Origin of the sequence: Paraburkholderia ginsengiterrae (genome assembly GCF_001645125.1) — a bacterium.
Taxonomy (GTDB): domain Bacteria; phylum Pseudomonadota; class Gammaproteobacteria; order Burkholderiales; family Burkholderiaceae; genus Paraburkholderia; species Paraburkholderia ginsengiterrae.
This window is the reverse complement of the sequence record NZ_LXKA01000337.1, coordinates 16,332-41,001: the sequence shown is the minus strand read 5'-3', so window position 1 is coordinate 41,001 and position 24,670 is coordinate 16,332. Positions and strand designations below refer to the sequence as shown.

The window sequence follows — 24,670 nt, the reverse complement described above, 5'->3', positions numbered from 1 at the left end:
GATGCGTATCAAGCACATCGAGACACTCGCCTGCGACGCGGGCTGGCGCAATTATCACTTCCTGAAACTGACGACTGAAGACGGTGTCGTAGGGTGGGCCGAGTATGACGAGGCATTCGGGCCGCCCGGGTTGACCGGCGTGATTGAGAAGCTTGCTCCGCGCCTTATCGGCAAGTCCGTAGCGGACCACGAAGTTATCTTCAGCCAGTTGGCTTCGACGCTGCGTCCCGCGCCGTATGGCTTGAGCGCCGAGGCTCTGGGCGCATTCGAAAACGCGTGTCTCGACGCCAAGGCGAAGACCTTGGGGGTTCCTTGCTACCAGCTCCTTGGCGGAAAGCATCGTGACAGCGTGCCCGTGTACTGGTCGCATTGCGCAACGTGGCGTATTAACCATCCGGACTTCTACAAGCCGGCGATTGTCGACCTCGACGGCGTGAAGAAGGCTGGCGAGGATGCGCGTGAATTGGGTGTATCCGCAGCCAAGACCAATCTGTTTATCCATGGCGACGGCAAGCCGCGCCAGTGGATGGCGGGTTTTGGCGCGCCCTACGCGCCGTCGTTGAACATTGACAAGCCGCTTATCCGCAACGTTCGGGCTCATCTTGAAGCCTTGCGCGACGGCGCCGGCCCGGACGTCCAGTTGCTCGTTGACCTGAATTTCAATGCGCGCACTGAAGGTTACGTCAACATCATCCAAGCGCTAAAGGACTTCGATTTCTTCTGGATTGAGCTGGACAGCTACAACCCCGAAGCGCTGGCATACATTCGTCAGCGCAGTCATGCACCGCTCGCCGCGTGCGAGACGCTGTTCGGTGTGCGCCAGTTTCTCCCGTACCTTCAGGCGCAGTCCATGGATGTCGGCATCATCGACGCAGTGTGGAATGGCGTGTGGCAATCCATGAAGGTTGCGGCAGCCGCGGAGGCGTTCGACGTGAATATCGCGCCGCATAACTTCTACAGCCACCAGGCAACCATGATGAACGTGCACTTCGCGGCCGCAACGCCCAATCTGCGCGTCATGGAACACGACATAGACCGGCTCCCGTGGGATGCCGAACTTTTCACGCACGTTCCGGTGGTGAAGAACGGCGCTATCGCGGTTCCAGATACACCGGGTTGGGGCTGCGACCCTATCGAGGAAGCGCTGCGCGCCCGCCCCGCTCGGAAACCCGGAGGCTACCTAGGTCTGTAAGCCCGACGACAAGGCAACCTAGATGCGGGGATTCAAAAACAACCGACGGCCGCACAGGTCCCCTGCATCGCCTCATGCCTTCGATTCCGAAGGCGTAAAAATGGTTTGGAGGAGACACGCATGCCAATTGCAACCACATCGACGACTAGTGTGTCGGAGCGATTCACGCGGGACGAGCTAAGCAGCGTCTACAGGAAAGTGACGTGGCGCATCATTCCGTTTCTATTCATCTGCTACGTGTTCGCCTACCTCGACCGCGTCAATATCGGCTTCGCCGCGTTGCAGATGAAGCAGGACCTGAACTTTTCCGACGCCGTATATGGACTAGGCGCCGGCATGTTCTTTGTGGGCTACTTCCTGTTCGAAGTGCCCAGCAACCTCTTGCTGGAGAAGATTGGCGCACGCAAGACACTCATGCGCATCATGGTCGTTTGGGGGTTAATTTCAGGGAGCTTCCCGTTCATCCACACACCTGTGCAGTTTTATATCGCGCGGTTCCTGCTCGGCGCGTTTGAGGCTGGCTTCTTCCCAGGCGTGGTTCTGTATCTGACTTACTGGTATCCCGGGGCCATGCGCGGAAAGATTATCGCGATATTCATGTCCGCTATTGCTGTTGCCGGCATCATCGGCGGCCCACTCTCGGGTTGGGTCATGGGGCACATGAACGGAGTCTACGGTTGGGAAGGTTGGCAGTGGATGTTCGCGATTGAGGCTGTCCCGTCAGTCGTGCTTGGCCTGTTGACCATCGTCGCACTGGCTGACAAGCCGCAACACGCGAAGTGGCTGACGCATCGAGAGCAGCAGATGGTAATCGAGTCGATTGCAACGACAAGTGCTGACGCAGAGCATTCGTTCACCATGGCGTTGCGTGACCCACGTCTCTACGTCATGTCGTTCGTCTACTTCACTATCGCGGCTGGAATTTACGTCATTAGCTTTTGGCTGCCAACAATGATTCGCAACTACGGCGTGAACGACCCAGTCCAGATTGGCATCCTCACCGCTATCCCATATATCGTCGGAGCCGTCGGAATGGTGCTCATCAGCAAGAATTCCGACAAGACTGGCGAGCGCAGGTGGCACACCGCGCTGTGCATGTTGGGCGGCGGCGTAGGACTGGTGGCCGCGACCTTCGTCCCCGGGAATCTGACGCTTGCGCTCTGCGCCCTCTCGCTGGCCACCACCTGCATTCTCACAACAATGCCTGTGTTCTGGACAATTCCGACGTCCTATCTGTCGGGCACCGCGGCGGCGGGTGGGGTGGCATTGATTAACTCAATCGGATTGCTCGGCGGGTTCGTCAGCCCGTCCGTGATTGGTTGGCTCAAAACTGTCACAGGCAGTCTTACCTACGGTCTCTATACTTTTTCCACTGTGCTGACCGTCGGTGCTGTCGTTTTGCTGGCCGGCATGCCAGCACGCCTGCTGCGTAAGCGCTAAGGGTTCAAAGCGTTGCAGCGACAAAACAAGGGGCGGTCCCTCGGGGCCGCCCCTTTGCACTTGGCCTCCCCAAATGTTCACGCCGCTCTCCTTGACCAGCGCAAACATGCCGAAACGACCAACCCTCCCTTTAACCGCAACCGCGTCCGCTCGCTTCGAAGAGCGCGGCGGTAGCACCACGCCTTAAGGATAAGAAAATTCTCAAAGCTAGCGTTTTGCCTAGGCGAAGTTGAAATCTTCTTAACCGGGCTGACGAGCAGAATCCGTCAACCGGCTCGCGACGGCTTTTCGCTCCCGCGGCCCAGCGAATACAACAGGAGACTTGCCTTGGAAAGCAACAACGAGAGTGGCGGGAAAGCCGCGAATACGAGCAGTCAGGCCCGTCAAAACAAAGACGAATGGCTTCAATCGCACGAGACCGGATACGAGAAGCGGCTGAAGCCGAGACATGTACAGATGATTGCCATCGGCGGCGCAATCGGAACGGGGCTGTTCCTCGGTGCCGGTGGCCGACTGCAACTGGCCGGGCCGTCGCTCGCGATTACATATCTCGTCTGCGGCATCTTCGCATTCTTCATCATGCGAGCACTGGGTGAGCTGGTCATGCACCGACCAACGAGCGGAAGCTTCGTCTCGTACGCTCGTGAGTTTCTCGGTGAGCCAGCGTCGTATGTCGCCGGCTGGATGTACTACCTCATCTGGGCAGCAGCTGGCATCGTCGACATTACGGCCATCGCCATCTATATGAAGTATTGGGCGTTGTTCTCCGACGTTCCACAGTGGGCGATTGCCCTGTGCGCTCTCGCGTTTGTCTCGACGCTCAACATGATTGGCGTAAAGTGGTTTGGCGAAATGGAGTTCTGGTTTTCGCTCATCAAGGTCGGAGCGCTGACGCTCTTTCTCATCGTTGGCACCATCTTTCTCGCCAGCGGGCATCATATTGCGGGCCATACCCCAGGCTTCAACCTCGTCGCGAGCAACGGCGGATTTTTCCCGCATGGCTTACTTCCGGCCGTGCTGATTGTCCAAGGTGTCGTTTTCGCCTATGCCAGCATCGAGCTTGTCGGCGTGGCCGCTGGCGAAACCGAAAATCCGCGCAAGATACTGCCGAAAGTCATCAACAGCGTGATGTGGCGTATTGCCTTGTTCTACGTGGGCTCGGTCGTCCTCCTGGTCACACTGCTACCATGGAGCGCTTACAGCAGCCACGAAAGTCCGTTTGTGACGTTCTTCGGCAAGCTTGGCGTGCCGTACATGAGCGACATCATGAACTTTGTCGTGTTGACCGCAGCATTGTCGAGCCTGAACTCTGGGTTGTATAGCACGGGCCGCGTACTGCGCTCTCTGGCAATGGGGGGCTCTGCACCTGCGTTCCTCGGCAAGATGAATTCCCGCGGCGTGCCCTATGGCGGCATCCTGATTACGGTGGGTATCAACGCTATCGGCGTACCGCTGAATTACATCGTTCCCGCCCGGGCATTTGAGATTGTGCTGAATGCTTCTGCGCTCGGCATCATTGCTACGTGGGGATTCATCGTGCTCTGTCAGATTGCGTACCGCCGTGCGGTGAAACGCGGCGAACTCAGCGACGTGTCGTTTCGCATGCCAGGCGCTCCATTCACTTCGTGGCTTACGCTGGCGTTCCTTTTCGGCGTGCTCGTCCTGATGGCATTCGACTACCCTGATGGAACGATGACAATCGCGTTGATTCCAGTGATTGCAATCGCACTTGCCATCGGCTGGCGTCGCACGAAGCCCGGCGCAAAGAGCGCGTCATCAACTGCGCACGCAAGTGCATCAGCGCTCGACGAAGCCTGAGGCAAGCGCTAGCCGCTACGCATCGAGCGCAGCCTCGTTAGCTTCGCTCGATGCCAAATTTCTTCAGTTTCTTCGCAACCGCTGTATGCGACAGGCCCAGTTGGGCAGCAAGTTTGCGAGTGCTTGGATATTGCTGATAGAGCTGTTCAAGCAGCGTTTTCTCAGTTTCCTTCATGCGCGAGGCATAGGGTCCTGCTGCTGCGTGCTCGCCGGAATTTTCGGGAACCGCCGGTGGCGCCGCCAACGTCGCCTGCGATGCATCGCGAGTGCGAACGTCATCCGGAAGGCTTTCCACTGTAAGTACGTGAGAATCCGACAGCGTTACCGCCCGGAAAATGACGTTCTCCATTTGACGCGCGTTCCCTGGCCACGGATAACTGCACAAGCGGTCTAGCGTCTCCGTCGCCACTTCAGTCATTTTCTTGCCCACCTGAGCCGCTGCGCGCTGGCTGAAGTGCGTTACAAGGTCAGGGATGTCGGACTTTCGCTCCCGCAGCGGCGGTATGTGGATGGACAGGACATTCAGCCGGTAGAACAGGTCCTCGCGGAACGTTCCCTCTCTGACCATGGCGGGCAGGTCGCGGTGGGTCGCCGCGACTACCCGGATGTCGACAGTCGTCTCGGACTTGCCACCGATTCGTACGAACGTCCCATCCTGCAGGAAACGAAGCAGCTTGGCTTGGAGATAAGCGGACATTTCACCGATTTCATCGAGGAAGACCGTGCCTCCTTCGGCAAGCTCAAACAATCCCGGTTTCCCGTTCCGCTGCGCTCCGCTAAATGCGCCAGCGGCATAGCCAAACAGTTCGCTCTCCGCGAGGCTTTCCGGGAGTGCAGCGCAGTTCAGCGCCAGAAACGGCTTTTGTGACCGAGGCGACAGACGATGGCACGCTCGTGCGACCAGTTCTTTACCGGTACCCGTCTCTCCAGTGATGAGCAGCGGCGCATTGACATGTGCAAAGCGTGAGAGCAGTGCTTCGACCTTCTGGATTGCCGGCGAGCATCCCACCAACCCCGTATCCAGCGGCGACTCCCGCTTCTCAATGGCGTATATGCCTCGGCCGAGGCTGAGTGCAGAACGGAAAATGAACACGGCGCCATGCGCGTCGTCGGGGGAGTCCGTTGGCTTCGCGAGCACTGGCAGCACGTCGACGAGGTATGGCCTGTCGTTGACCATGACCTCGCCGCCAGCGCAACTCTTCAATCGCGAATCGAGACAGGTGCCCGTATCCGTACCGAGCAAATCGAAGACGCTTGGCTGGTCGACAAGACGTTCCATCGGAATGTTGAAAGTAGCCGATGCAGCATCGTTTATCGAAATGACATTCCCGCGCATATCGACCGCGATGAGCGGCTCGGACAATGCATTAAGCAGGGCCTCGAACTGCATCCGCTGGCATTCGCCCGGGAGCAGGTCAATCTCCCGTACCGAACACACCCCGCGCAGTGCTAGCAGTTCGCTCGTGAGGTCTGTCAATTTGCCTCGGGGAAGCTCAGGCAGGTCAAGGTACGTGCGGTGCCCTGCGACTTCGACACCGCGAACCGACAGATTCCAGCCCTCCAGGACCGCCAGAACATCAGATGCGAGACCTGGACGACCCGCGCCAATTACCTCAATACGCATCGCTGTAAACCGTGTACACAAAAGTTGACAGTAGGTTACATCTATTGCGCTGTCCCGTACACTTTTGTTTACAATTTTGCGCTACACCACCTGTAAGGTACTGATTTTTATATAGAATATAAGTGGCATGGGAGTTGCATTAAATTGTTGCGGTGCTGTCGCACATGCGGTGCGCCTCCAAATTCAACCTCTATTCTTTCGACAATCATGAGCACAAATCTGAATGGTATTGACGTCGCTGCCCTGCACGAGTTCGCGGGCGCAGTGCAGAAGGACCCGAAGAAGGGCATCGTCCAGTTCAATGTGAAAACGAACTGGGAAGGTCAGACGCGCACTGTAGCGACGGCATCGGAATACAGCATCGGTGGCGAGAAGCATCAACGTCATTTCGAAATCGCCGCGGACGAACCTGGTGAGCTTCTCGGCAAGAATTCGGCGCCGAACCCGCAAGAAGTGCTGATGGCTGCGTTGAACGCCTGCATGTCCGTGGGCTACATCGCCAATGCTGCAGCGATGGGCATCAAGGTCGACAAGCTGGAAATCCAGACGGAAGGCCAATTGGACCTGCGCGGGTTTCTCGGTCTGGACGAAAACGTCAAGCCTGGTTACGAAGAAGTCCGCTACACGGTCACCCTTCGCACGTCGGCTCCGAAGGAGAAGGTCGAAGAACTGCACCGACTCGTGATGAAGACGTCGCCGAACTTCTCGAACTTCGCTTCGGCTATTCGCATGGTGCCGACGCTGGTTGTTGAAGGCGCTTAATCCAATTCAATTGCCGGCCGGGCGCGGCCGGCAATTATCCTGTGGACCGACATCGCGTCGTTGACTTCTTCCAGTTATCGACAAGCAGGCAACCGCCCTTCTGTGAACAGTCCCTGCCGTTGAACGTAGTTAGCTTAGTGCGCATGTCCATGTCGTGAGCATGGGACATGCGTCGCTCAGGTTTATGCAAAAGAGAGCTTCCATGAAAAAGGTGAAAATTGAGGTCTGGTCGGACTTCGTATGTCCGTGGTGCTGGATTGCGAAGCGCCGGCTCGAGAAAGCGATTGCGGCGCAATCTGTCGGTGTCGAAATCCAAGTTGTCAACAAGGCCTACCGAATCGCCAAGGGCATACTTCCAATGGACTTTGCGCAAGCACTGACGCAGAAGTTTGGCAACGAAGCCTCAGGTCGGCAGATGATGAATGCCGTTGCACATAACGGTGCACTCGAAGGTTTGACCTACAATTTTCCGACCATGCGTTTCGGTGATACGACTGACGCGCATGCGCTCGTGAAGAGCCTCCGGTCGGAGAGTGAGAAGCAATTGCTCATCGAGAAATTGATGGAGGCAAGCATCACCAACGGTCAAGACATATTCGACCGGGCAGTACTGAAAGACATTGCCATCAAGGCAGGGATTTCCCGCGACGTCGTCGAGACCTGCAACTTCGTGGCAGACGACGTAGCGAGGGACGAGCGTACTGCCAATCAAATTGCATCCGGTGTCCCGCTATTCGTCTTTAACTCCAACTTCTATGTGTCGGGTGCGCAACCTGTCGAAAAATTCATGGAGGCGTTGGACCGGGCAGTTGATTCAGCTCCCGAAACCATTGAAGGTGAGCAGGGTGTAACGTGCGGCAGCGGCGGCTGCACGTTTTGACCGGATAGTTCGTACGCTGGGACCCGTGCGCTGCTGTCGTCGACACGGTATTCGCTCGTCGGCATTCATACGCTTCATGCGTCGATGGCGGTCGCTGGAAGTGTCCGCATCACAAGTTATAACGGAGAAAGTACATGGGCTCCCAGCTCTTGGAGATTGACGGGACGGACCGGAAGATTTTGCGACTGATTCAGGAGGATGGACGCCTGACAAATGCCGAGATAGCGACCCGCATCGGCCTGTCGCAGCCCGCATGCTGGAAACGACTTAAACGCCTCGAAGCGACTGTTGTCCGAAGCTATAACGCGGCCTTGGACCCGCAGGCGCTCGGCCTCGGAATCTTCGCCTTTGTGAATGTCATGCTCGACAACCACTCAGAGAAGGCCATGCAGGCGTTTGAAGCCTCGGTGACTGCAATGCCCAACGTCCTTTGCTGTCACAACATTTCTGGCAAGTACGACTACCTGCTCCAGATAATCGTCCCCGACATGGAGAGCTTCCACCGCATCGGAATCCGGCAAATTCGCGAGCTTGGGAACGTAAAGGAAATATATACCGGCTTTTCGCTGAAAGAGATTAAGCGCTCCCCCAGCTTTCCTATTTGAAATGGCGCATCGTAACGGTCCGCAACTGCTGCGTTCAGACCGTCACGGAAGGCAGCGGTGGCACATTGATGCTGGCAGGTGCGCCAATCACGACCATCCGCAGAGCAAGCTCGTTGAAACGCTCAGCAATCATCTCGGGCCCCAACGGACCTTCCGGGCGCATCCATAGGTAGCTGTAGAAATACATTCCCAGCATCCCTTTAAGGACAATCGGGTCATATGGTCGAAAGAGCCCCTGCTCCGCGCCTTCCACCAAGACTTCCCGCCAAAGCTTCTCATACCGGGAGTGCAGGTCGAGCACTTCGCTGTGGCGCGCGTCCGTGAGCGACTGCACTTCGCGAAAGCAAACGGTCAGCTCAGCTTGGTGCGATGCGATTTTCATAACAAGGTGGCGCCCCATCTGACGAAGCCGCTCACCAGGTTCGCTGATTCGGGAGAGGTCCTGCGCGACATTCACAAGGTCAAGGATGTATTCCTTGGAAATGTCGTAAAGGAGGTCCTCTTTGCTCTTGATGTGGTGATACAGCGCGCCGCGACCCAGTTGAACCGCGTCCTGCAGGTCCGTCATTCCAACGCCGTGATACCCGCGCTGAGCAAAGAGCTGCGCGGCAATACGCAGTATCCGCGTGCGTTGCGATTCGTCACTTCGTTTGACGCTGTCCAAGACTGCTCCGTAATTTCGACTGTTCAACACATTCTTGCACCGACTGGACCGACCAGTCAACGTCGGCGCGCCACCGCGCCGGCGTTATAGCGCAGTTAAGACGGGCCTAGTCGGGTATCGGATGGCAAAAATTATGCACCCCCGGGACATCCCTGGATTGTACCATTCGGTCCAACTATACATTATCTCGTAACGCGACAAGGTTTCAGGCTGAGTTCCCAACTCGGCTCCTGCTTAGCGAAGCCCGCACAGAACAAGAAACTAGCCTCGACGTGTAGTGTGACTTGGTCTAAATTCTATTTTGTACCGACCAGTCAATACACATACCAAAAATAAGCGCACGTTTTAGTTGCCCATATTCCACCTGAGGAAACGAAGGAGACAAATGCTCACTCAATCAACCGCCCCGTCACCACTCTGGCAGCCGGGGACGCGCGAATTCAAAGATTCCAGCCTTGCGCGTTTTGCCGCGCGATGTGGCTTCGAGCCTTCCGACTACGATGCACTTCACCGGTGGTCAACGAGCCAGTCGGAGGCTTTTTGGAACGAATTGTGGGACTTCACCCAGGTCATCGGCAGCCGCGGTGACGTCACACTCGAACGCAGCAGCGGCGAGGCAATGTTCGGAGCGCGCTGGTATCCGAACGGCACGCTGAATTTCGCCGAAAACCTTCTTTGCGGCGATGACGGTCGTCTCGCGGTCATTGAGGCGAACGAGCGGGGCGACCTCCGCCGAGTGACCATGGGTGAGCTTCGCGCGCAGGTCTCGCGCGCACAGCAGGGCCTGCGCAAGCTCGGAGTGACAGCAGGAGACACCGTTGGCGGCATCCTGCCCAACAATGCAGATGCTCTTGTAGTGCTTCTCGCGTGCGCATCAATTGGTGCAATCTGGTCGTCATGTTCGCCGGACTTCGGCGCTCCAGGCATCATCGACCGCATCGGCCAGGTGAACCCCAAGGTCCTTTTCGCGGTAAGCGAGTATCAGTACAACGGTCGACGCTTTCACCTCGGGGAGAATCTCGCCGAAGTTTTGCGCGGTCTGCATGGCCTGCAACATGTCGTTCTGGTTGGGGACGCTGGCTCCATTGCCACTGGCACCACGCCGTGCATGTCATGGAGTGAGTTCAATTCCGCTGAGCCGCGCGCGCTTCAATTCGAACAACTGTCGTTCAGGCATCCGCTTTATGTGATGTTCACGTCAGGCACCACAGGGCTGCCGAAGGGAATCGTGCATACAGCCGGAGGCGTGCTGCTCGAACATCGCAAGGAGCACATGCTGCACTGTGACGTCAGACCTGGCGATGTCATGAGCTGGTACACCAACACAGCCTGGATGATGTACCACTGGGTCATCTCTGGCCTTGCGAGCCACGCCGCAGTGGTGCTTTATGACGGCGCACCGATTGTCAAAACCGCGGACGGCCTGGACCTTGGCATGCTCTGGCGGATGGCGGAAGCCGCCGGCGTGACCCACTTCGGCACCAGCCCCCGGTACCTTGCCACCCTCCAGGAAAGTGGCTACCTGCCCGGTCGCCAGCACGACCTCCGTGCACTGCGGAGCGTCCTCTCCGCAGGTGCACCAGTGCAACCCGAGCAGTTCGACTGGCTCTATCAGTCGGTCAAGCAGGACATGATTTTTGCCTCCATCTCAGGAGGAACTGAAATCATTGGTTGCTTCGTAATGGGCTCGCCGCTTCACGCGATTCGCCGCGGAGAGATTCCGTGCAAAGGTCTTGGTTTGGCCGTTGATGTGCTCGACGAGCGCGGCGCCTCAGTCATCGGTCGCAAGGGCGACCTGGTCTGCACCGAGCCGTTCCCGAGCGCCCCTCTCACGTTCTGGGGCGATAACGGGGACGCTCGCTATCGCGCGGCGTACTTCGAGGCTCGCCCCGGTATCTGGACACACGGTGACCTTGCCGAGCAGACCGTTGACAACGCCGTCGTCATTTACGGCCGCAGCGACACCACGCTCAAGCCGGGCGGTGTGCGCATCGGAACTGCTGAAATTTATCGGGTTGTTGAGTCACAACCATCAGTCGAAGATGCCATCGTGTTTGGCGTCCCAGTGGGTGGCGACGAAGAAATCGTCCTGTGCGTCGTAGCGAAGGACGGCAATGAACTGACGTCCGAATTCGCTGCAGGGTTGCGTGACGAAATCCGGAAACGTGCCTCGCCCCGCCATGTGCCACGCCACGTTTTCCAGGTAAGTTCGATTCCCTATACGCTGAATCACAAACGCGTGGAAGGCGCCGCGAAAGCCACAGCAACTGGGCAAGCCGTTAAAAACCTAGGCTCAATCATCAATCCGGAGTCGCTCGCACAGTACGCCGACCTGATGCAACGGGGGACGCTGTGAATCGTCGCTCTCTTGCTGCCATAGCCGGTATCGGCGAACTGAAGCCGGAACGGCGTACGTTTGGTGCAACCACCCTTGAGCTTATCGCCGAAACCGTGCGGCTCGCCGTCGAAGACGCCGGGCTGGAGAAGGACGACATCGACGGTCTGCTCGTTGGCCCGCAAGTTGGAGAGACACCGCAGCACGTTCCCGCTACGGTCACTGAATACTTGGGCATCGCGCCGCGCATGTCAAACGTGGTCGACCTGGGCGGCGCCAGCGGCGCGGGTATGGTCTGGCGCGCTGCAGCTGCGATTCAGATGGGGATGTGCGACGCGGTCGTGTGCGTACTGGCAAACCATCGTGAGGAGCAGTTGCCGCGGTCGCCGAATCGCAATCCTATTCGTGAATTTGACGTGCCGTTCGGTGCATCGGGGGCCAACATTTCCTATGCGCTGCCTATGCAGCGACACATGGCTGAGTACGGCAGCACGCCGGAGCAGTTTGCGAGCATCGCGGCATGGGCTCGCCAAAACGCCCAGCTGAATCCGAATGCAATCTTTTACGGAAAGCCGGCGACCGTAGAAGACGTGCTGGCCTCACCCATCATCACCAGCCCGCTGCATCTGTACGAGATTGTCATGCCCGTCGCCGGCGGCGAGGCCGTTGTCGTCGTCAGCCCCGAACGCGCGCGCACACTCAAGCACGCGCCCGTTCATCTCCTCGGTGCGGGTGAGAAGCTCACGCATCGAGCAATCAGCCAGGCGCCCTCGCTCACGTCGGGCCCGCTGAAATTCGCGATGGCGCAAGCAATGGCTCAGGCTGGCGTCACAGTTGACCAGATGAGCCTGCTTTCTTTCTACGACTGCTACACCGTGATGGTCGCGATGACCATCGAGGACGCAGGGCTGTGCGAACCCGGCCAGTTTGGTAACTGGCTCTCTGAGCGCAACCTCAGTCACCGTGGCGACTTTCCACTGAACACACATGGCGGCCAGCTTGGCTTCGGGCAACCTGACCTCGCCGGCGGAATGACGCACATCGTGGAAGCCGTACGCCAATTGCGGCACGAAGCGATTGGCCGGCAGATTGAGAATGCCAGGCTATCCCTCATCACTGGCAACGGCGCCACCATCAGTGAGGCAGTAGCGCTTGTTCTCGGAGCGGACGAATGAATCAAGCACTGGAACAACTGAAAGTGCCGGGCCCCATTCCCAACCGGTACACCCAACCGTTCTGGGATGGCACAGCAAAGGAGCAGTTCATGCTCCAGCACTGCGACGACTGTAGCCACTGGGTCTTTTATCCGCGTAGCCATTGCCCTCACTGCTGGAGTCGCAGCCTCTCATGGAAAGAGGCCTCTGGCCTCGGGAAAGTCAAATCTTTCACGGACATCCACCGCCCCGGCCATCCTGCATGGGAAGCCGTCACACCATACACCGTTGCCCTCATCCGTCTCGATGAAGGGCCGACGATGCTTAGCACCGTCATCGACACGCCTCGCGAACTGCTGACGGTCGGACAACCTGTCAAGGCGGCATACGTAAAGGTCGGAGAGTTCGTGTTGCCGATGTTCCGCGCCCTAACCAGGAAGTGAGGTAGAGATGAACACAAACAACACTAGAAACGCGTACCTGCTTGATGGAATCCGTACGCCCATTGGGAAATTCAATGGAGCACTCAATAACCAGACGACGCTAGACCTGGGCGAAAAGACGGTTCAGGAGTTGTTGAGGCGCAACCCATGGGCGACAACTCCAGACGCCGCGCTGCTCGGCATCGTCGTTCAGGCAGGGCTTGGCCAGAATCCGGCTCGTATTGCGGCGCTGCGTGGAGGCGCGGCGCCGACTACACCGGCGCTGACTCTCAACAACGTCTGCCTGGCAAGCCTCGAAGCGGTTTGCGATGCGACGCGCCGGATACGCCTGCGCGAGGGGGCGCACTATCTCGTCGGCGGGTTCGATTCCATGTCGTGCGCCGCACGCATCATGCAGCCGGGAGTTACGGACCTCGCTCATGGCGTTAGTGCCGTCATGCACGACGGTCTCACTTGCGCATTTGCAGGCGCTTCTATGGGCGCACTGTCAGATGACGTCAACAAGCAACTCGGAATCGACCGGGAAGCACAAGACGCGTGGGCATATTCGTCACAGGCACGCGCTTCAGCCGCATCAGAAAACACCGAGCGCGATGAGATGTTCACGTTCGAGACAGTCGAAGGTCCCGTCAGCAAAGATGGTTGCATCCGCCCCGGTGTCAACTTGCACGCTTTGTCAGAACTACGTCCGGCGTTCTCAGAAACCGGGTCTATCACTGCGGGAAATGCCTCGCAGCGTGCGGACGGCGGGAGCGCAGGCCTGATTGTCGATGACCAGATGCTGGATAAACGGGGCCAACGCCCGCTTGCTAGGATTGTCGACTGGCATTGGGTGGCCGGCCCGGACCCATCCCTGCACCTGAAGCCTTCCGACGCCATCCGCGGCCTGCTCGAAAAACAGAAGCTTCGTGCGAGTGACATCGACCTCTATGAAATCAACGAAGCGTTCGCGAGCGTCGCCATCGCCTCCACTCGTGCACTGAGCCTTGCCCACGATGTCGTGAACGTCAATGGCGGAGCGATTGCGTTGGGACACCCCTTGGGCGCAACTGGATTCCGACTGCTTTTGACGCTGGCTCTCGAAATGCAGCGGCGGCACGCAAGGCGCGGAATCGCTGCTCTCTGTGGCGGGGGCGGCCAAGGTCTCGCCGTGCTGATTGAAAACGTTCAATAACCGAGATACCTGAAGGAGTGAAACTCATGAGCAAGAACGGATGGGAAGGAACGGTTCGCGGCATGCCAGCAAACGGTGCGAGTGCCACGCGTGTCAAAACCATGAGCACCCGGGATGTCGAGCTGTACACCGAAATCACTGGCGACCGGAACCCACTGCATTACGACGAAAAGCTCGCACGGGCGTCTGCCTTCGGCGGACTGATTGTGCAAGGCGGAGTGACCTCGGGAATGCTGAACGCTCTACTTGCTGAAGACCTGCCAGGTCCAGGCACAGTATTCCTGGGCATGGACCTGAAGTTCTCAAAAGGCGTCTATATCGGCGAAACGGTCACCGCGAAAGTCACTATCACGACTGTTCGCGAGGACAAACCTATCTGCACCATGGACGTTGAGGTAATCAACGAAAAAGGGGACGTCTGCCTTTCTGGCAAGGCGACCACTTACACCATGCCTTTAAACGTCAGTTAGACCTGCGTTTGCGGCCGCTTCCTCGCGGCAATCGCATGACGATGTAGGCAGTTCAGCGACGCGTTGATTTGGTCCTGTTGCCCCGAGCCACTGGCCGGCCCACGCTCGCGCCTAAAACATGAAGCATGCAGGAGACAATCATGACTGAAGTCGCAAGAACTTATGGCATGGAATCAACGAAGAAGGCTGGCGCAAGTCACCGACGCGTGGCGCTTGCAAGCCTCATCGGCACTGCGGTTGAATGGTACGACTATTACATCTATGGCGTCTGCGCAGCACTGCTCTTTCCTAAACTTTTCTTCCCAAGTGTCAGCCCGCTGATTGGCACTATCGCAGCATTCGCAACATATGCCGTCGGCTTTGCTGCCCGACCGATTGGTGCCGCAGTGTTCGGCCATTATGGTGACCGAATCGGGAGAAAATCAATGTTGGTTGTGTCGCTTCTCATGATGGGCGGCAGCACGGTCGCTATCGGGGTGCTGCCAACTTTCGCGACGGCCGGCCTCCTCGCCCCAATCCTGCTATGCCTGCTGCGCATCATCCAGGGCTTTGCTGTCGGCGGCGAATGGGGGTCAGCCGTAGTGATGGCCGTCGAGCATGCACCGGAGAACCGACGTGGCCTATTTGGCAGCTTTCCGCAGATTGGCACGCCGCTAGGGTTGCTTCTATCGACTGGCGTTTTCGCTCTGGTCTCGTCGAGCCTGGATGAAGCCACACTTCTGGCGTGGGGCTGGCGAATTCCCTTCCTGGCAAGCACAGCCATGATTGCTATCGGCATGTTCATCCGGATGAATGTCCATGAATCTCCGGTGTTTGAGGAGATTAAACGCAAACAGGAAGCCGTCAGCGCACCGGCGCTGGAAGTGGTGAAGGCGCACCGGAAAACGCTGCTCATCACTATCGGCATGAAGATGCTGCAGAACGCAGTGTTCTACCTCTATAGCGTGTTCATGCTGAGTTTCATCGTGGGCTCGTTGAAGGTCGAACGGTCTGTCGGCCTAAATGCCATCCTGATTTCCTCCTGCATCGGCATTGCCACGATTCCGTTGTGGTCGTATCTTTCCGACCTGATTGGACGGAAAAAGGTGTATCTGACGGGAACCATCCTCTCGACCATTTTTATCATTCCGTTCTTCATGATGGTCGAGACCCGCAATGTTTATCTGATTACCATCGCAATCATCATCGGCCTCAACATCCTTCACGATTCCATGTACGGCCCACAGGCCGTGTACTTCTCGGAACTCTTTGGCACCAAGGTCCGGCTAAGCGGCGCCAACATTGGGTACGCAATTGGCGCCGTGCTATCTGGTGGTCTCGCGCCGATGATTGCTACATATCTGCTGGCAGTGAATGATGGAAAGACGTGGGGTATCTCTCTCTACGTCATAGGACTCGGTGTCATCAGTATTGTCGCGACGGCCTTCGCTCGCGAAACATTTAAAGACGGGCTGCACCGAAACTGACGAGAGGAGCGACGGCGGACCGCCGTCGCTCCTGGCTTTGCAAGCTCTAATTCTTCCTTGGTCTTCGTATGAGTTCTTCAATTCCCCTCAAATCCGAGGATGCACGCCGCCGTGTGTCGCCTGTACTCATCGTCGCCCTGGCCCAGCTTTTCGGAACGTCGCTCTGGTTTAGCGCGAATGCGGCAGCCGACGACCTGAAGCGGGCGTGGGGTATCGGTGCGACCGAAATCGGATGGTTAACCAGCGCCGTGCAACTGGGATTCATCACTGGAACGCTAACGCTAGCCTTAGGAGGGCTCGCCGACCGGTTCAAGGCAAGCCGGCTGTTCGTAGTGAGCGCGATACTCGGCGCGCTTTTCAATCTGGCTTTCGCCTATCTGTCCACTGGACTGTTGACGGCAATCATGCTCCGTTACTGCGTGGGTATCTGTCTGGCCGGTATCTATCCCGTCGGCATGAAACTGGTTGTGAGCTGGGCTCCGCAGCAACGCGGGGCCGCATTGTCGCTACTGGTTGCGATGCTCACGCTCGGCACCGCCTTGCCTCAAGCGCTTCATCTCGCGAGCCGTGCGTTGCCATGGACAGCAGTGATGACCGCAGCGTCGGTGCTTGCTTTTCTAGCTGCCGCATTGATTTCATGGCTGGGTGATGGACCCTATCTTTCGGCGCCTAGTCGCAATCAGGAAGTCCAGACTAGCATTCTGCGGGTTTTCAAACTCAGGGCATTTCGCGCAGGGACATTCGGGTATTTCGGTCACATGTGGGAGTTGTATGCCTTCTGGGCACTCGTGCCTGCACTTATTGCACAAACTCATCTGGCCGACCGGCTTGGTGTGAGCGCACCTTCTCTCATCGCATTCGTCATCATCGGAATCGGAGCGCTCGGTTGTATTGGCGGTGGCATGGCGAGCCGATTACTCGACAGTGCGCGGGTCGCCGCAATCAGTTTGCTTACCTCCGGCCTGTGCTGCGTGGTGTTCGCTCTAACAGCCGGAAAACTGGACGCAATGTGGCTATTTGCGCTGCTCCTGGTTTGGGGCGCAACCGTCATTGCGGATTCTCCACAATTTTCCGCAATCTCCTCCCAGGCGTGTCCGCCCGAACTGGTCGGCGGTGCGCTTGCCATCCAGAACGCTATCGGCTTCGCGATGACGGTCGTTTCCATCAGCCTGACAGCCCCGCTGGTCAGTTCCTGGGGCGTCCATGTAGCGTGGCTCCTGGTGCCCGGACCGATTCTAGGGTTATTGGGAATGCGCCCGCTGCTGAAGGCGCCAGTCGCGTGAAACTAGTGCAAGCAAACGGCTTGGTTAACTGATGAAGATGACCTACCAACGATTTCGTTGCCTTGCTCGCGCCGAGGCAAGCTCTGTTCCCGAGGCTCTTGATTAAGCCTGTCTATGCCTGCGGGCTAGTATTCATCGTTTTACCGTCCAGCTCATTCTCAGTAGCATTTCCTCATTCTCGTGACGAAGCAAGCTCGGCGCGAGACGAAATCAACCATTGAGGTGCAGAATGTCTGAGCACAAGACGGCGTTACGGTGGCAGCGCGCGGCGCACCCGGAAAAAGCAGATTCATACTCGCGCAATCACTCTGCAGTGCTCGGCGGCAATCAGCACGTCACCGTGTCGGCGTCCGTCGATTACATGGGTGATGCAAACGCAGCGGACCCTGAACAATTGCTGGTTGCATCACTGGCAAGTTGCCACATGCTATTTTTTCTCGCCATTGCCGACGCGCAGGGTTATCTCATCGAATCCTATGAGGACCACCCGATTGGTCGGCTCGGTAAAGATGCGAATGGCGGGATGGCGGTCAACACCATCGACCTCTGCCCTGAGGTAAGGTTTGGAGGCGATAAGAAGCCGGATGCAGTCGCACTGGAAAGGCTCCACAACGCAGCTCACAAGCGCTGTTTTATCGCGAATTCGATTACGGCGACCGTGACGGTTCATCGAATGGACCTCAACCTGATTTCGGCGTGACGCACTTCAATATCGGAGGCAGTCGTGGAGAGCGATGAAAACTCAGGTGGCGCAATGGTTCTCGTGGAACGGCAGGCCGACGTGGTGACCATCACACTAAACCGACCCAATCAGTTCAACGCACTGTCAGAAGAACTGCTCGGCGCGCTGGCGAATGCCTTGAACCATGTGCGGACAGATACGAGCGTGCGTTGCGTAATTCTGGGCGCTGCGGGAAAGGCGTTTTGTGCCGGACACGACCTTAGGGAGATGCGAAGCAAGCCGTCGCTGGACTACTATCGCGCACTCTTCACAAAGTGCTGCGGCGTCATGCAATCGATTCAAAGTCTTGATGTGCCGGTTATCGCTCGCGTTCACGGATTGGCGACAGCCGCTGGCTGCCAGCTTGTCGCGAGTTGCGATTTGGCCTTCGCCGCACAGTCAGCGAGGTTTGCGGTTTCGGGTATCAACGTGGGCCTGTTCTGCTCAACGCCGGCAGTCGCACTGTCACGCAATGTGTCGAGAAAGAGGGCGTTCGAGATGCTAGTCACCGGTCGATTCGTGGATGCGTCAGTTGCAGCCGAGTCCGGTCTCGTGAACGCGGTCGTTCCTGACGAGTCTCTCGATTCGGTGATAGCCGGCAAAGTGTGCGAGATTGTCTCGAAAAGTCCGGCCGCAATTCGCCATGGGAAGTACATGTTCTATCGTCAGCTCGAGATGCCTCTTACCGAGGCGTACGCGTTCGCTGGCGAAGTCATGGCGCAAAACATGATGGAAGACGACGCGTCAGAAGGTATTAATGCATTCCTAGAAAAACGCTTGCCGACATGGGGTGCACATTGAGTAGGGCCTGACCGGACGTTCGTCGTCGACGAAAAGCCGACATGTCGAGACGATTGCGGTCGCGCCCAATCGTTAAGCAGTATGAGGACTTCCCTGCATGAAAGTGTGTTCCGGAAGGTTGTCGGCAGAAGCCGTCACTTTCCTCGCCGTCCGCTGCCACCTTGCGCTGCAAGCCACGTACTCTTCCCGCGGCACAGCGTCGACCGCAAAAACGTTATTTGAAGTCACGGTCGTTGCCGGCATCCTCGCGCGGCGGGGACACGGTGACCTGACACAACGGAGGGCAGGAGCGGCCGAGGACGCAATGAAACGGGCCGTTCGGTCGGGGCTCGATGCCGGCCGCTGGCTAATCGAAGACCGGGACATCCCGGCGATGTGCAGTCTCATTTCTACCTTCGAACGGCAGATAGCGATGGTATCGGCTGCGGAACTAAGAGAGGCGTTCAAATCTGCGAGGACTTTAGCCGTGGTGTAGCTCGAGCCCGACACAGATGACCAGCAGGGAAGCCACGTAATGCGCATGCGGTCAAGGTATCGCGGACGAGTTTCTTGCGGCCGCTACAGCTGCAGGTGCGAAGCTCTCGACCCGTCAATTTACGACCGACAAGGCAACCGATTTTCGTGGCGTCCTGACGGCGGTCAAGGGAACCGCACCCGATGTTGTGTTCTATGGTGGCATGGACGCGCAAGGCGGCCCGATGCTCAAGCAGATGCAGCAACTGAACATGGCATCGAAGTTCATGGGGGTGACGGCATTTGCACGGGAGAACTTCCAGCGCTCGCAGGTACTTCGTTGCAAAGCAGACAAGTTGTCTGCGCGGAAGCCGGCGGCATCACTTCCGAATATCAGGCGGGGATGGACAAGTTTAAAGAACGCTTCAAACAGAAAAATGGCCAGGAAGTAGTCATCTACGCGCCGTATGCCTACGACGCGGTAATGATTCTGGTCGACGCGATGAAGCGGGCGAACTCTTCCGACCCGGCCAAGTATTTGTCCTTTCTCAAGAAGACCGACTACAAGGGTGTCATCGGCGAAACTCGTTTCGATTCGAAGGGCGATGTGAAGGACGCAACGCTCACGTTGTACACGTATGCAGACGGCAAGCGAGACAGCGTCGGCGTGCAGCACTAGTCCCCATAAGCTTCATGGCGCAGTCGCGACTCGTGAGCAGCGACTGCGTCATGACGAACAACTTGATTGCGTGTGCTGGCGGCTGGAGAATGCTGCCGGCCACAAGCAATGCCATCAGATAACGAATCAAATGACCGACATTGCCTTGTCCCCGGTGCGAGCCGAGGTTGACTCGTTAGATTGGGTCGAGAAACTAATCCGAATCGATACGACCGCATGTAGCGGTAACCTGGCGCTCGTCAGTGTCGTCAAAGAATACCTGTCCATGAGACGAGTGCGTGTTACGACTGTCGCAAGACCGATGACCGGTTCTGGGACGCTATTTGCAAGTGTTCCCGACGCGTCCGGCGACATCCTAGGTGGCATCGTGTTTGCCGCCAACTGCGACGTTGCCTCGGTAGCGGGGCAAACTTGGGACTCGAATCCGTTCCGCCCGGTGATTCGGAACGGTCGTCTCTATGGCAGAGGAGCCTGCAGCATGAAAGGGTTCGTCGGTTTGCTATTGGGGTTAGTGCCGGTGATGGCTTCCGCGACGCTGTCCTGTCCGATACACATTGCACTCTGCTACAGCCCGCGAACAACCAACGGTCGGGCATCTGCAATTGACAATGCCGTTTCGGAATTCATCGATGACGTGCGTCCTGTTGCTTCAATATCGGGCCGTCCAACGAACATGCAAGTCGTAGTGGGCCACAAATGGAGGCAGACGGGTCCCAATACCCGTCCGTTCCATGTCTCCACCGGAGGCCAGTTGGGCATTGATGCGGCGTCAAAAGCCGCGGCGCTTCGCGCATTTGCGCGCCTGGAAACTCAGCTGGTCGCAGTGCCTGCACCCACTTCAGCGCTTGACGAGATAACTTCACCGCCTCGTGCTCGTAGCATGGATTTGAGTACCGTTGTTCGTCAAGCTGGCGCCGGGGTTTGCTCGGTCTCGAACGACATTGGTTCCGTCGCTATCAAAGGTCCCTGTCATCAAGGGGCCAACGCGTTCGACGCGTTGAGCAAGACACTCGCGTTATCAGGAAACAACACTGGAGGCACAAGATTGGACAGTTCTGACGCCTCCAGCGAAGAGCACTTAAGCCTCTCTTGGGGACCGGGTCAACCGCGGTTGATTGCGGCCGAAAACGAGTATGTCGAATTGGCACAGCTCGCCAGGTGCAGTGCAGGACTGAAAGGGCTTATTGCCGAGCTCGCGATGGATTCGATTTAGTCGATTCTGCGCGCGATTCTGGCATCTGGTGCAATGCGATTGTCAGATAGCACAATCTCGCAGCTCGTCGTCAAACAGGAACGCATCAGGCTATATCGTCGCGGCGCTGGCGCGGACTGAAGTACGTCCAATGTTTTGGTTCTGAGTTCGACGCCATCTTCTCTGCCATGGCGGCGACTGAGGAGCGATGAGAACCATAAGCAGTGTGCAATTCGCACGTCGCACAGTCCCGTGGCGCATGATGGTTACCGCGCCTCTGACGAAAACAGTCGGTGTCTGCCCGACTGCAATTCGCGACCACAGCACGCGAGCATCTGGGTCAGGTGAGCCTGACGACCAGAAAAATAGCTCGTTCGGAAGGACTGTCGCGACCGGTTTCGATGCTGACGACGCGCGTGGGTTTGCTCATGCACCGGCACCGCCGGTTGGGTCCGGACGAAGTGGTATTGGCAGGAGCTGCGACGGTCCCCACATCTCAACCTTCAGATTCGTCGCGAAGGTCCGTAATTCCTGCTCCAGCGCGCGCCATGGCCCGTCTGCGAACGTCGCCCAGTCGATTGTAGACCTCCAGCAGGTGGTCGTTCGAATCTGCGGGGCGCCGAGCATATTCCGATTTGCGCGAAGTTCGACCAGACCTGGCTGCAGCACAATAGCTTCCGCCGCCTTCCTAGCCCATTCGGCGTAAGACTCCAGATTCACGCCTGGCTGCAGGTCGTACGTATTCGTCACCTCTATCATGGACGTCTCCTCACCGATGGAGTTGGGTTCCGGCAGGCACATGTCCACTGCCAGTTCGCCGGTATGGCACCGCGTCTCTGATACTGCCTTCGTTCGCCCCAGCGGGTCAAGCAGCGCTTCCGTGACAAAACATCGAACTTGCTCTCGGAGACGCCCGGAAATGGGACACCTGGCTTCTCGTCGATTGATACGGACACGGAGGCTGAAGTTGGGTAGCTACAGGTCATCGAGGTCGAATTTGACGGCACGTTCTACTGATTTCAGCCGTTCAGGAACGACGTGATACTCCGCATTGCGCAACAACCCCGTCGCGCTGATGTCCTCAACGCCGTGGCGCCCCCCTTGAGCTACGAGGTCCCACACGCTTGCGCTGAAACGCGGGTAGTCAGCTATGGTTGCGGTTCTATCAGAACGGCCATCGCGGGCTCATGGAGGGTACTAAAGCCCAGGCGGGTCGTTGTCTTCGGTCTGCGAATCCATATAGGCTCGCTGAGCTGCCCTGCGCTTTTCCCGATACGCTTGAATCGAAGTCGTATCGACATCGACGTGACCGCCCGAATACTCTCGTTTGACCCCGACCAATTCTCCACGCTCAAGAAGATGGCGAATGTGCGCCCGGCTGACGAAGAGAAATTTCGCTGCTTCTTCAATGGTCACGATAGTCACTTCTGCGTGATTTTCTCGCCGCACGGACAAAAGCGACGTGCGCAGCCGGTTGTCGCTGCGCAGGGTAGGCACCGCCGGCAGCAACTAGTTTTCGCGCCACACTTGCAGCAGGTCGACGCACATGTGGGCCTTCGTGCAGTCGCATGCTACCGCTCAAGCAGGACGCGAAGCCGTTCTATCAGCCAATCCGTCTCCACAACACTCGTCCACCCTTTGCCTTCAATGGCCCGTCTGATGCGCCGCAGCGTCACATCACGCGAATTTTGGGGAAACTTCGCCGCGTCTTTGAGTGCCTTTGGCATCAACTGCTGCGCGAGGTCCTCGCATACATCCCATCGCTGATAGCGTTCTGGCGCCGTGAGACCGACCACAAAACGTCCTGCAATTTTCCGCCCGGCGAGCTTGGGCTGTGCGCCGGCGAGTGATGCGGGTGTCGTGTCCCAAGGAAAGTCGTTGGGAACCTGTGAACTCAACGTCTCGTCAAGAAGAAGCGGTTCGTAGTCACGCATTAGTCCGCTGACGCGGATGTCCTCGTGAAGTTGGTCCCAATGCAGCTCTGCGCCGGACGCGGAGACCCGAACATCGTTTCGCTGGTCGGGCGTCGCTGCTAGCAATCGGGGAAACCATCGCAATGGAATCCGAAATATGCGTCCGTCCCTCAACGAGACGGTGAAGTCCTTGTCATTTACGGTTACTCTGATTGCTATCGGTGGGTTGGGGTCTATCATTTTCTCAGGCTCACAGCCGATGGTCAGTGCTTGAGCAGATAAGCGACGACTTGCTTCGCTATGTCAACAAACGTCTTGTACTTGCCGGCCGTTATTATTTGCGAGCCGAGCACAGTGCCCGCGGCAGCGACTATTCGGATTCGAATGCGCTCACCGACGACAAGAACTTGCACGCAAGCTTCCGGTGTTGGCGTGGAATCCCCAACCGCTTGTCGCGAAACGAATAGGGTAAATATCGGAATCACTCGATGTGGGTCTAGCGGCCATTCGTGTCCGTGCAAGTGAAGCGCTTCGGATGCTCGTGTCCACAGCGGTTTCCTAGGGTCAATTTCCGTTGTCGCTGTGTACAGCGGTTCAACATCGCTCGGTTCGAGTTGGTGGTCACCCGCATACAACTTAACGACGGTGCGCGACCACTCTGCTGCCCACGCCGCAGCTATCCTTTTGACCGCTTTGAAATCAACGTCGCTGTCGAGCATATCGAGGGGACGGCGCCCACCCAAACTACCTCGCTGCGACGAGAGGAAATCAAGTCGGCTCAATGGCGGAGCAGGAACGATGATTCGGCAAATTGCATGCAGGCGCCTTCGATTATGTGCCGGGGCTGCAAGCAGAGCAGGAATGTATGAGGCTTCGTCGACCTCGACGGTGAACACGCTGCCATCTTCGAGAAGGAGCGCGAGTCGCTTTTCAGTCACGCCGATGCGCTTCCTAAAGTCACTCGGTGCCAGCAGTTCTCCATTTGCAATCATTTCACGCCGCGCAGTTAATGACTGCTGCCGGAGATGCTCGCTCAATACTTCGCCGCCAACATCTCCGCCGGCTTCGATGTAGGCGTCGCGGACAATTTGCTCTATGCGCTCAATCACCTCATCCGGTAGTTTTTGGAACGTGACGCGGTCCGTCGGCGGCAACCGGAAGCCATTGGCTGCGATTTTGCGCACAAGCGATGAGGCTAAAAATTGAGGGAGGTCGTACTGCTGGTCGATGCGGCGCATCGCGATATCCCAGCCGCCGCTAGCCATACTGAGCTCCTAGGGTTGAAGACAAGATGACCGCGCGCTCGGGCCGATGCTGGTCCGTCGTTTCGTTCCAGGCAAGCGATAGTCCGCCGACCACGGGGTGATAAATCTTGTCAATCCGACCATCCTTGGAGCGGTGGCGCTCGCAGGTCCAGAGTTCGTTCGAGACCCTGACCTGAACAATCTCATCGGCCTCGCTTTCATCGGCGTATGGCGCGAGATATAGAACGACGGCATCCACGTCGGCCGCCTCCAGGTTTCGCAGCAAATCTCGCACTTTCATGGCTGCCTCTGTTTCTTGAAGGGAAGTCCGACGCAATCTGGAGAGGACCTTGAAAC

The 24,670-nt window shown here is 57.6% G+C and carries 25 protein-coding genes; 18 read left to right on the top strand and 7 right to left on the bottom strand.

Annotated features, from left to right (window positions below):
• Nucleotide 1 precedes the first annotated feature (1 nt).
• The 3 genes from A6V37_RS26710 to A6V37_RS26700 all read left to right on the top strand — a co-directional run bounded on the left by A6V37_RS26710 (nucleotide 2) and on the right by A6V37_RS26700 (nucleotide 4,450).
• Nucleotides 2-1,192 (top strand): mandelate racemase/muconate lactonizing enzyme family protein, encoded by a 1,191-nt coding sequence (locus A6V37_RS26710; RefSeq protein WP_064268245.1) that lies wholly within the window; start codon nucleotides 2-4, stop codon nucleotides 1,190-1,192.
• A 120-nt stretch (nucleotides 1,193-1,312) separates the two neighbouring features.
• The gene (locus A6V37_RS26705) at nucleotides 1,313-2,632 is read left to right on the top strand and encodes an MFS transporter (RefSeq protein ID WP_082902728.1); all 1,320 of its coding nucleotides are present in this window, start codon (nucleotides 1,313-1,315) and stop codon (nucleotides 2,630-2,632) included.
• Nucleotides 2,633-2,959: 327 nt separating this feature from the next.
• Complete coding sequence (locus A6V37_RS26700; RefSeq protein ID WP_064268246.1) at nucleotides 2,960-4,450, top strand: amino acid permease; 1,491 nt, start codon at nucleotides 2,960-2,962, stop codon at nucleotides 4,448-4,450.
• Between the two features lie 37 nt (nucleotides 4,451-4,487).
• On the opposite strand, the gene A6V37_RS26695 is transcribed toward A6V37_RS26700, so the two are convergent.
• On the bottom strand, nucleotides 4,488-6,074 hold the full coding sequence (locus tag A6V37_RS26695) for a sigma 54-interacting transcriptional regulator (protein WP_064268247.1): 1,587 nt from the start codon (nucleotides 6,072-6,074) through the stop codon (nucleotides 4,488-4,490).
• A gap of 207 nt (nucleotides 6,075-6,281) precedes the next feature.
• Between A6V37_RS26695 and A6V37_RS26690 the strand changes: the two genes are divergently transcribed.
• From A6V37_RS26690 to A6V37_RS26680, 3 genes are all read left to right on the top strand, one after another.
• On the top strand, nucleotides 6,282-6,836 hold the full coding sequence (locus A6V37_RS26690) for an OsmC family protein (protein ID WP_064268248.1): 555 nt from the start codon (nucleotides 6,282-6,284) through the stop codon (nucleotides 6,834-6,836).
• A gap of 202 nt (nucleotides 6,837-7,038) precedes the next feature.
• Nucleotides 7,039-7,716, top strand: a complete 678-nt coding sequence (locus tag A6V37_RS26685; RefSeq protein ID WP_064268249.1) for a DsbA family oxidoreductase — start codon at nucleotides 7,039-7,041, stop codon at nucleotides 7,714-7,716.
• 134 nt (nucleotides 7,717-7,850) lie between these two features.
• Nucleotides 7,851-8,321, top strand: coding sequence for an Lrp/AsnC family transcriptional regulator (locus tag A6V37_RS26680; RefSeq protein ID WP_082902729.1), 471 nt, complete (start codon nucleotides 7,851-7,853; stop codon nucleotides 8,319-8,321).
• 34 nt (nucleotides 8,322-8,355) lie between these two features.
• Here A6V37_RS26680 and A6V37_RS26675 read toward each other — a convergent pair whose 3' ends face one another.
• A complete protein-coding gene (locus tag A6V37_RS26675; protein ID WP_064268250.1) occupies nucleotides 8,356-8,985 on the bottom strand; it encodes a TetR/AcrR family transcriptional regulator in 630 nt (209 codons plus the stop codon).
• A gap of 385 nt (nucleotides 8,986-9,370) precedes the next feature.
• Here A6V37_RS26675 and A6V37_RS26670 point away from each other — a divergent pair, with 385 nt between their 5' ends.
• The 12 genes from A6V37_RS26670 to A6V37_RS26615 all read left to right on the top strand — a co-directional run bounded on the left by A6V37_RS26670 (nucleotide 9,371) and on the right by A6V37_RS26615 (nucleotide 21,177).
• Complete coding sequence (locus A6V37_RS26670) at nucleotides 9,371-11,341, top strand: acetoacetate--CoA ligase (protein WP_064268251.1); 1,971 nt, start codon at nucleotides 9,371-9,373, stop codon at nucleotides 11,339-11,341.
• On the top strand, nucleotides 11,338-12,495 hold the full coding sequence (locus A6V37_RS26665; RefSeq protein WP_064268252.1) for a thiolase family protein: 1,158 nt from the start codon (nucleotides 11,338-11,340) through the stop codon (nucleotides 12,493-12,495). Before A6V37_RS26670 ends, A6V37_RS26665 begins: the two co-directional genes overlap by 4 nt.
• Complete coding sequence (locus A6V37_RS26660) at nucleotides 12,492-12,917, top strand: Zn-ribbon domain-containing OB-fold protein (protein ID WP_064268253.1); 426 nt, start codon at nucleotides 12,492-12,494, stop codon at nucleotides 12,915-12,917. Before A6V37_RS26665 ends, A6V37_RS26660 begins: the two co-directional genes overlap by 4 nt.
• 7 nt (nucleotides 12,918-12,924) lie before the next feature.
• Entirely contained in the window at nucleotides 12,925-14,091 is a 1,167-nt protein-coding gene (locus tag A6V37_RS26655) for a thiolase family protein (RefSeq protein WP_064268254.1), read from the top strand.
• 26 nt (nucleotides 14,092-14,117) lie between these two features.
• Nucleotides 14,118-14,561 carry a MaoC family dehydratase gene (locus A6V37_RS26650; protein ID WP_064268255.1) on the top strand — a complete coding sequence of 148 codons (444 nt, stop codon included), beginning with the start codon at nucleotides 14,118-14,120 and terminating at the stop codon, nucleotides 14,559-14,561.
• 140 nt (nucleotides 14,562-14,701) lie between these two features.
• The gene (locus tag A6V37_RS26645; protein WP_064268256.1) at nucleotides 14,702-16,027 is read left to right on the top strand and encodes an MFS transporter; all 1,326 of its coding nucleotides are present in this window, start codon (nucleotides 14,702-14,704) and stop codon (nucleotides 16,025-16,027) included.
• 68 nt (nucleotides 16,028-16,095) lie between these two features.
• Nucleotides 16,096-17,310 (top strand): MFS transporter, encoded by a 1,215-nt coding sequence (locus A6V37_RS26640; protein WP_064268257.1) that lies wholly within the window; start codon nucleotides 16,096-16,098, stop codon nucleotides 17,308-17,310.
• Nucleotides 17,311-17,539: 229 nt separating this feature from the next.
• Nucleotides 17,540-18,010: an OsmC family protein gene (locus tag A6V37_RS26635; RefSeq protein WP_064268258.1), complete on the top strand. Its 471-nt coding sequence runs from the start codon at nucleotides 17,540-17,542 to the stop codon at nucleotides 18,008-18,010.
• Between the two features lie 24 nt (nucleotides 18,011-18,034).
• Nucleotides 18,035-18,832 (top strand): enoyl-CoA hydratase, encoded by a 798-nt coding sequence (locus A6V37_RS26630; protein WP_064268259.1) that lies wholly within the window; start codon nucleotides 18,035-18,037, stop codon nucleotides 18,830-18,832.
• Between the two features lie 97 nt (nucleotides 18,833-18,929).
• A complete protein-coding gene (locus A6V37_RS26625) occupies nucleotides 18,930-19,307 on the top strand; it encodes a hypothetical protein (protein ID WP_064268260.1) in 378 nt (125 codons plus the stop codon).
• Nucleotides 19,308-19,688: 381 nt separating this feature from the next.
• A complete protein-coding gene (locus A6V37_RS42570) occupies nucleotides 19,689-19,964 on the top strand; it encodes an ABC transporter substrate-binding protein (RefSeq protein WP_064268261.1) in 276 nt (91 codons plus the stop codon).
• Between the two features lie 130 nt (nucleotides 19,965-20,094).
• A complete protein-coding gene (locus A6V37_RS26615) occupies nucleotides 20,095-21,177 on the top strand; it encodes a M20/M25/M40 family metallo-hydrolase (protein ID WP_064268262.1) in 1,083 nt (360 codons plus the stop codon).
• Nucleotides 21,178-21,582: 405 nt separating this feature from the next.
• On the opposite strand, the gene A6V37_RS26610 is transcribed toward A6V37_RS26615, so the two are convergent.
• The 5 genes from A6V37_RS26610 to A6V37_RS26590 all read right to left on the bottom strand — a co-directional run bounded on the left by A6V37_RS26610 (nucleotide 21,583) and on the right by A6V37_RS26590 (nucleotide 24,614).
• Nucleotides 21,583-21,915 (bottom strand): hypothetical protein, encoded by a 333-nt coding sequence (locus A6V37_RS26610; protein WP_064268316.1) that lies wholly within the window; start codon nucleotides 21,913-21,915, stop codon nucleotides 21,583-21,585.
• 438 nt (nucleotides 21,916-22,353) lie between these two features.
• Nucleotides 22,354-22,665, bottom strand: coding sequence for a helix-turn-helix domain-containing protein (locus tag A6V37_RS26605; protein WP_242665813.1), 312 nt, complete (start codon nucleotides 22,663-22,665; stop codon nucleotides 22,354-22,356).
• A 62-nt stretch (nucleotides 22,666-22,727) separates the two neighbouring features.
• Nucleotides 22,728-23,309, bottom strand: coding sequence for a DUF2442 domain-containing protein (locus A6V37_RS42565; RefSeq protein ID WP_075643565.1), 582 nt, complete (start codon nucleotides 23,307-23,309; stop codon nucleotides 22,728-22,730).
• A 23-nt stretch (nucleotides 23,310-23,332) separates the two neighbouring features.
• A complete protein-coding gene (locus A6V37_RS26595) occupies nucleotides 23,333-24,334 on the bottom strand; it encodes a hypothetical protein (RefSeq protein WP_064268263.1) in 1,002 nt (333 codons plus the stop codon).
• Entirely contained in the window at nucleotides 24,327-24,614 is a 288-nt protein-coding gene (locus A6V37_RS26590) for a hypothetical protein (protein WP_064268264.1), read from the bottom strand. Before A6V37_RS26590 ends, A6V37_RS26595 begins: the two co-directional genes overlap by 8 nt.
• Nucleotides 24,615-24,670: the final 56 nt, after the last annotated feature.

What these genes read in the sequence shown, in the direction of transcription:
- A6V37_RS26710 (WP_064268245.1), top strand. Translation starts at nt 2, where the DNA reads ATGCGTATCAAGCACATCGAGACACTCGCCTGCGACGCGGGCTGGCGC.
- A6V37_RS26705 (WP_082902728.1), top strand. Translation starts at nt 1,313, where the DNA reads ATGCCAATTGCAACCACATCGACGACTAGTGTGTCGGAGCGATTCACG.
- A6V37_RS26695 (WP_064268247.1), bottom strand. Translation starts at nt 6,074, where the DNA reads ATGCGTATTGAGGTAATTGGCGCGGGTCGTCCAGGTCTCGCATCTGAT.
- A6V37_RS26690 (WP_064268248.1), top strand. Translation starts at nt 6,282, where the DNA reads ATGAGCACAAATCTGAATGGTATTGACGTCGCTGCCCTGCACGAGTTC.
- A6V37_RS26685 (WP_064268249.1), top strand. Translation starts at nt 7,039, where the DNA reads ATGAAAAAGGTGAAAATTGAGGTCTGGTCGGACTTCGTATGTCCGTGG.
- A6V37_RS26680 (WP_082902729.1), top strand. Translation starts at nt 7,851, where the DNA reads ATGGGCTCCCAGCTCTTGGAGATTGACGGGACGGACCGGAAGATTTTG.
- A6V37_RS26670 (WP_064268251.1), top strand. Translation starts at nt 9,371, where the DNA reads ATGCTCACTCAATCAACCGCCCCGTCACCACTCTGGCAGCCGGGGACG.
- A6V37_RS26660 (WP_064268253.1), top strand. Translation starts at nt 12,492, where the DNA reads ATGAATCAAGCACTGGAACAACTGAAAGTGCCGGGCCCCATTCCCAAC.
- A6V37_RS26655 (WP_064268254.1), top strand. Translation starts at nt 12,925, where the DNA reads ATGAACACAAACAACACTAGAAACGCGTACCTGCTTGATGGAATCCGT.
- A6V37_RS26650 (WP_064268255.1), top strand. Translation starts at nt 14,118, where the DNA reads ATGAGCAAGAACGGATGGGAAGGAACGGTTCGCGGCATGCCAGCAAAC.
- A6V37_RS26645 (WP_064268256.1), top strand. Translation starts at nt 14,702, where the DNA reads ATGACTGAAGTCGCAAGAACTTATGGCATGGAATCAACGAAGAAGGCT.
- A6V37_RS26640 (WP_064268257.1), top strand. Translation starts at nt 16,096, where the DNA reads ATGAGTTCTTCAATTCCCCTCAAATCCGAGGATGCACGCCGCCGTGTG.
- A6V37_RS26635 (WP_064268258.1), top strand. Translation starts at nt 17,540, where the DNA reads ATGTCTGAGCACAAGACGGCGTTACGGTGGCAGCGCGCGGCGCACCCG.
- A6V37_RS26625 (WP_064268260.1), top strand. Translation starts at nt 18,930, where the DNA reads ATGAAAGTGTGTTCCGGAAGGTTGTCGGCAGAAGCCGTCACTTTCCTC.
- A6V37_RS42570 (WP_064268261.1), top strand. Translation starts at nt 19,689, where the DNA reads ATGGACAAGTTTAAAGAACGCTTCAAACAGAAAAATGGCCAGGAAGTA.
- A6V37_RS26615 (WP_064268262.1), top strand. Translation starts at nt 20,095, where the DNA reads ATGACCGACATTGCCTTGTCCCCGGTGCGAGCCGAGGTTGACTCGTTA.
- A6V37_RS26610 (WP_064268316.1), bottom strand. Translation starts at nt 21,915, where the DNA reads ATGATAGAGGTGACGAATACGTACGACCTGCAGCCAGGCGTGAATCTG.
- A6V37_RS42565 (WP_075643565.1), bottom strand. Translation starts at nt 23,309, where the DNA reads ATGATAGACCCCAACCCACCGATAGCAATCAGAGTAACCGTAAATGAC.
- A6V37_RS26595 (WP_064268263.1), bottom strand. Translation starts at nt 24,334, where the DNA reads ATGGCTAGCGGCGGCTGGGATATCGCGATGCGCCGCATCGACCAGCAG.
- A6V37_RS26590 (WP_064268264.1), bottom strand. Translation starts at nt 24,614, where the DNA reads ATGAAAGTGCGAGATTTGCTGCGAAACCTGGAGGCGGCCGACGTGGAT.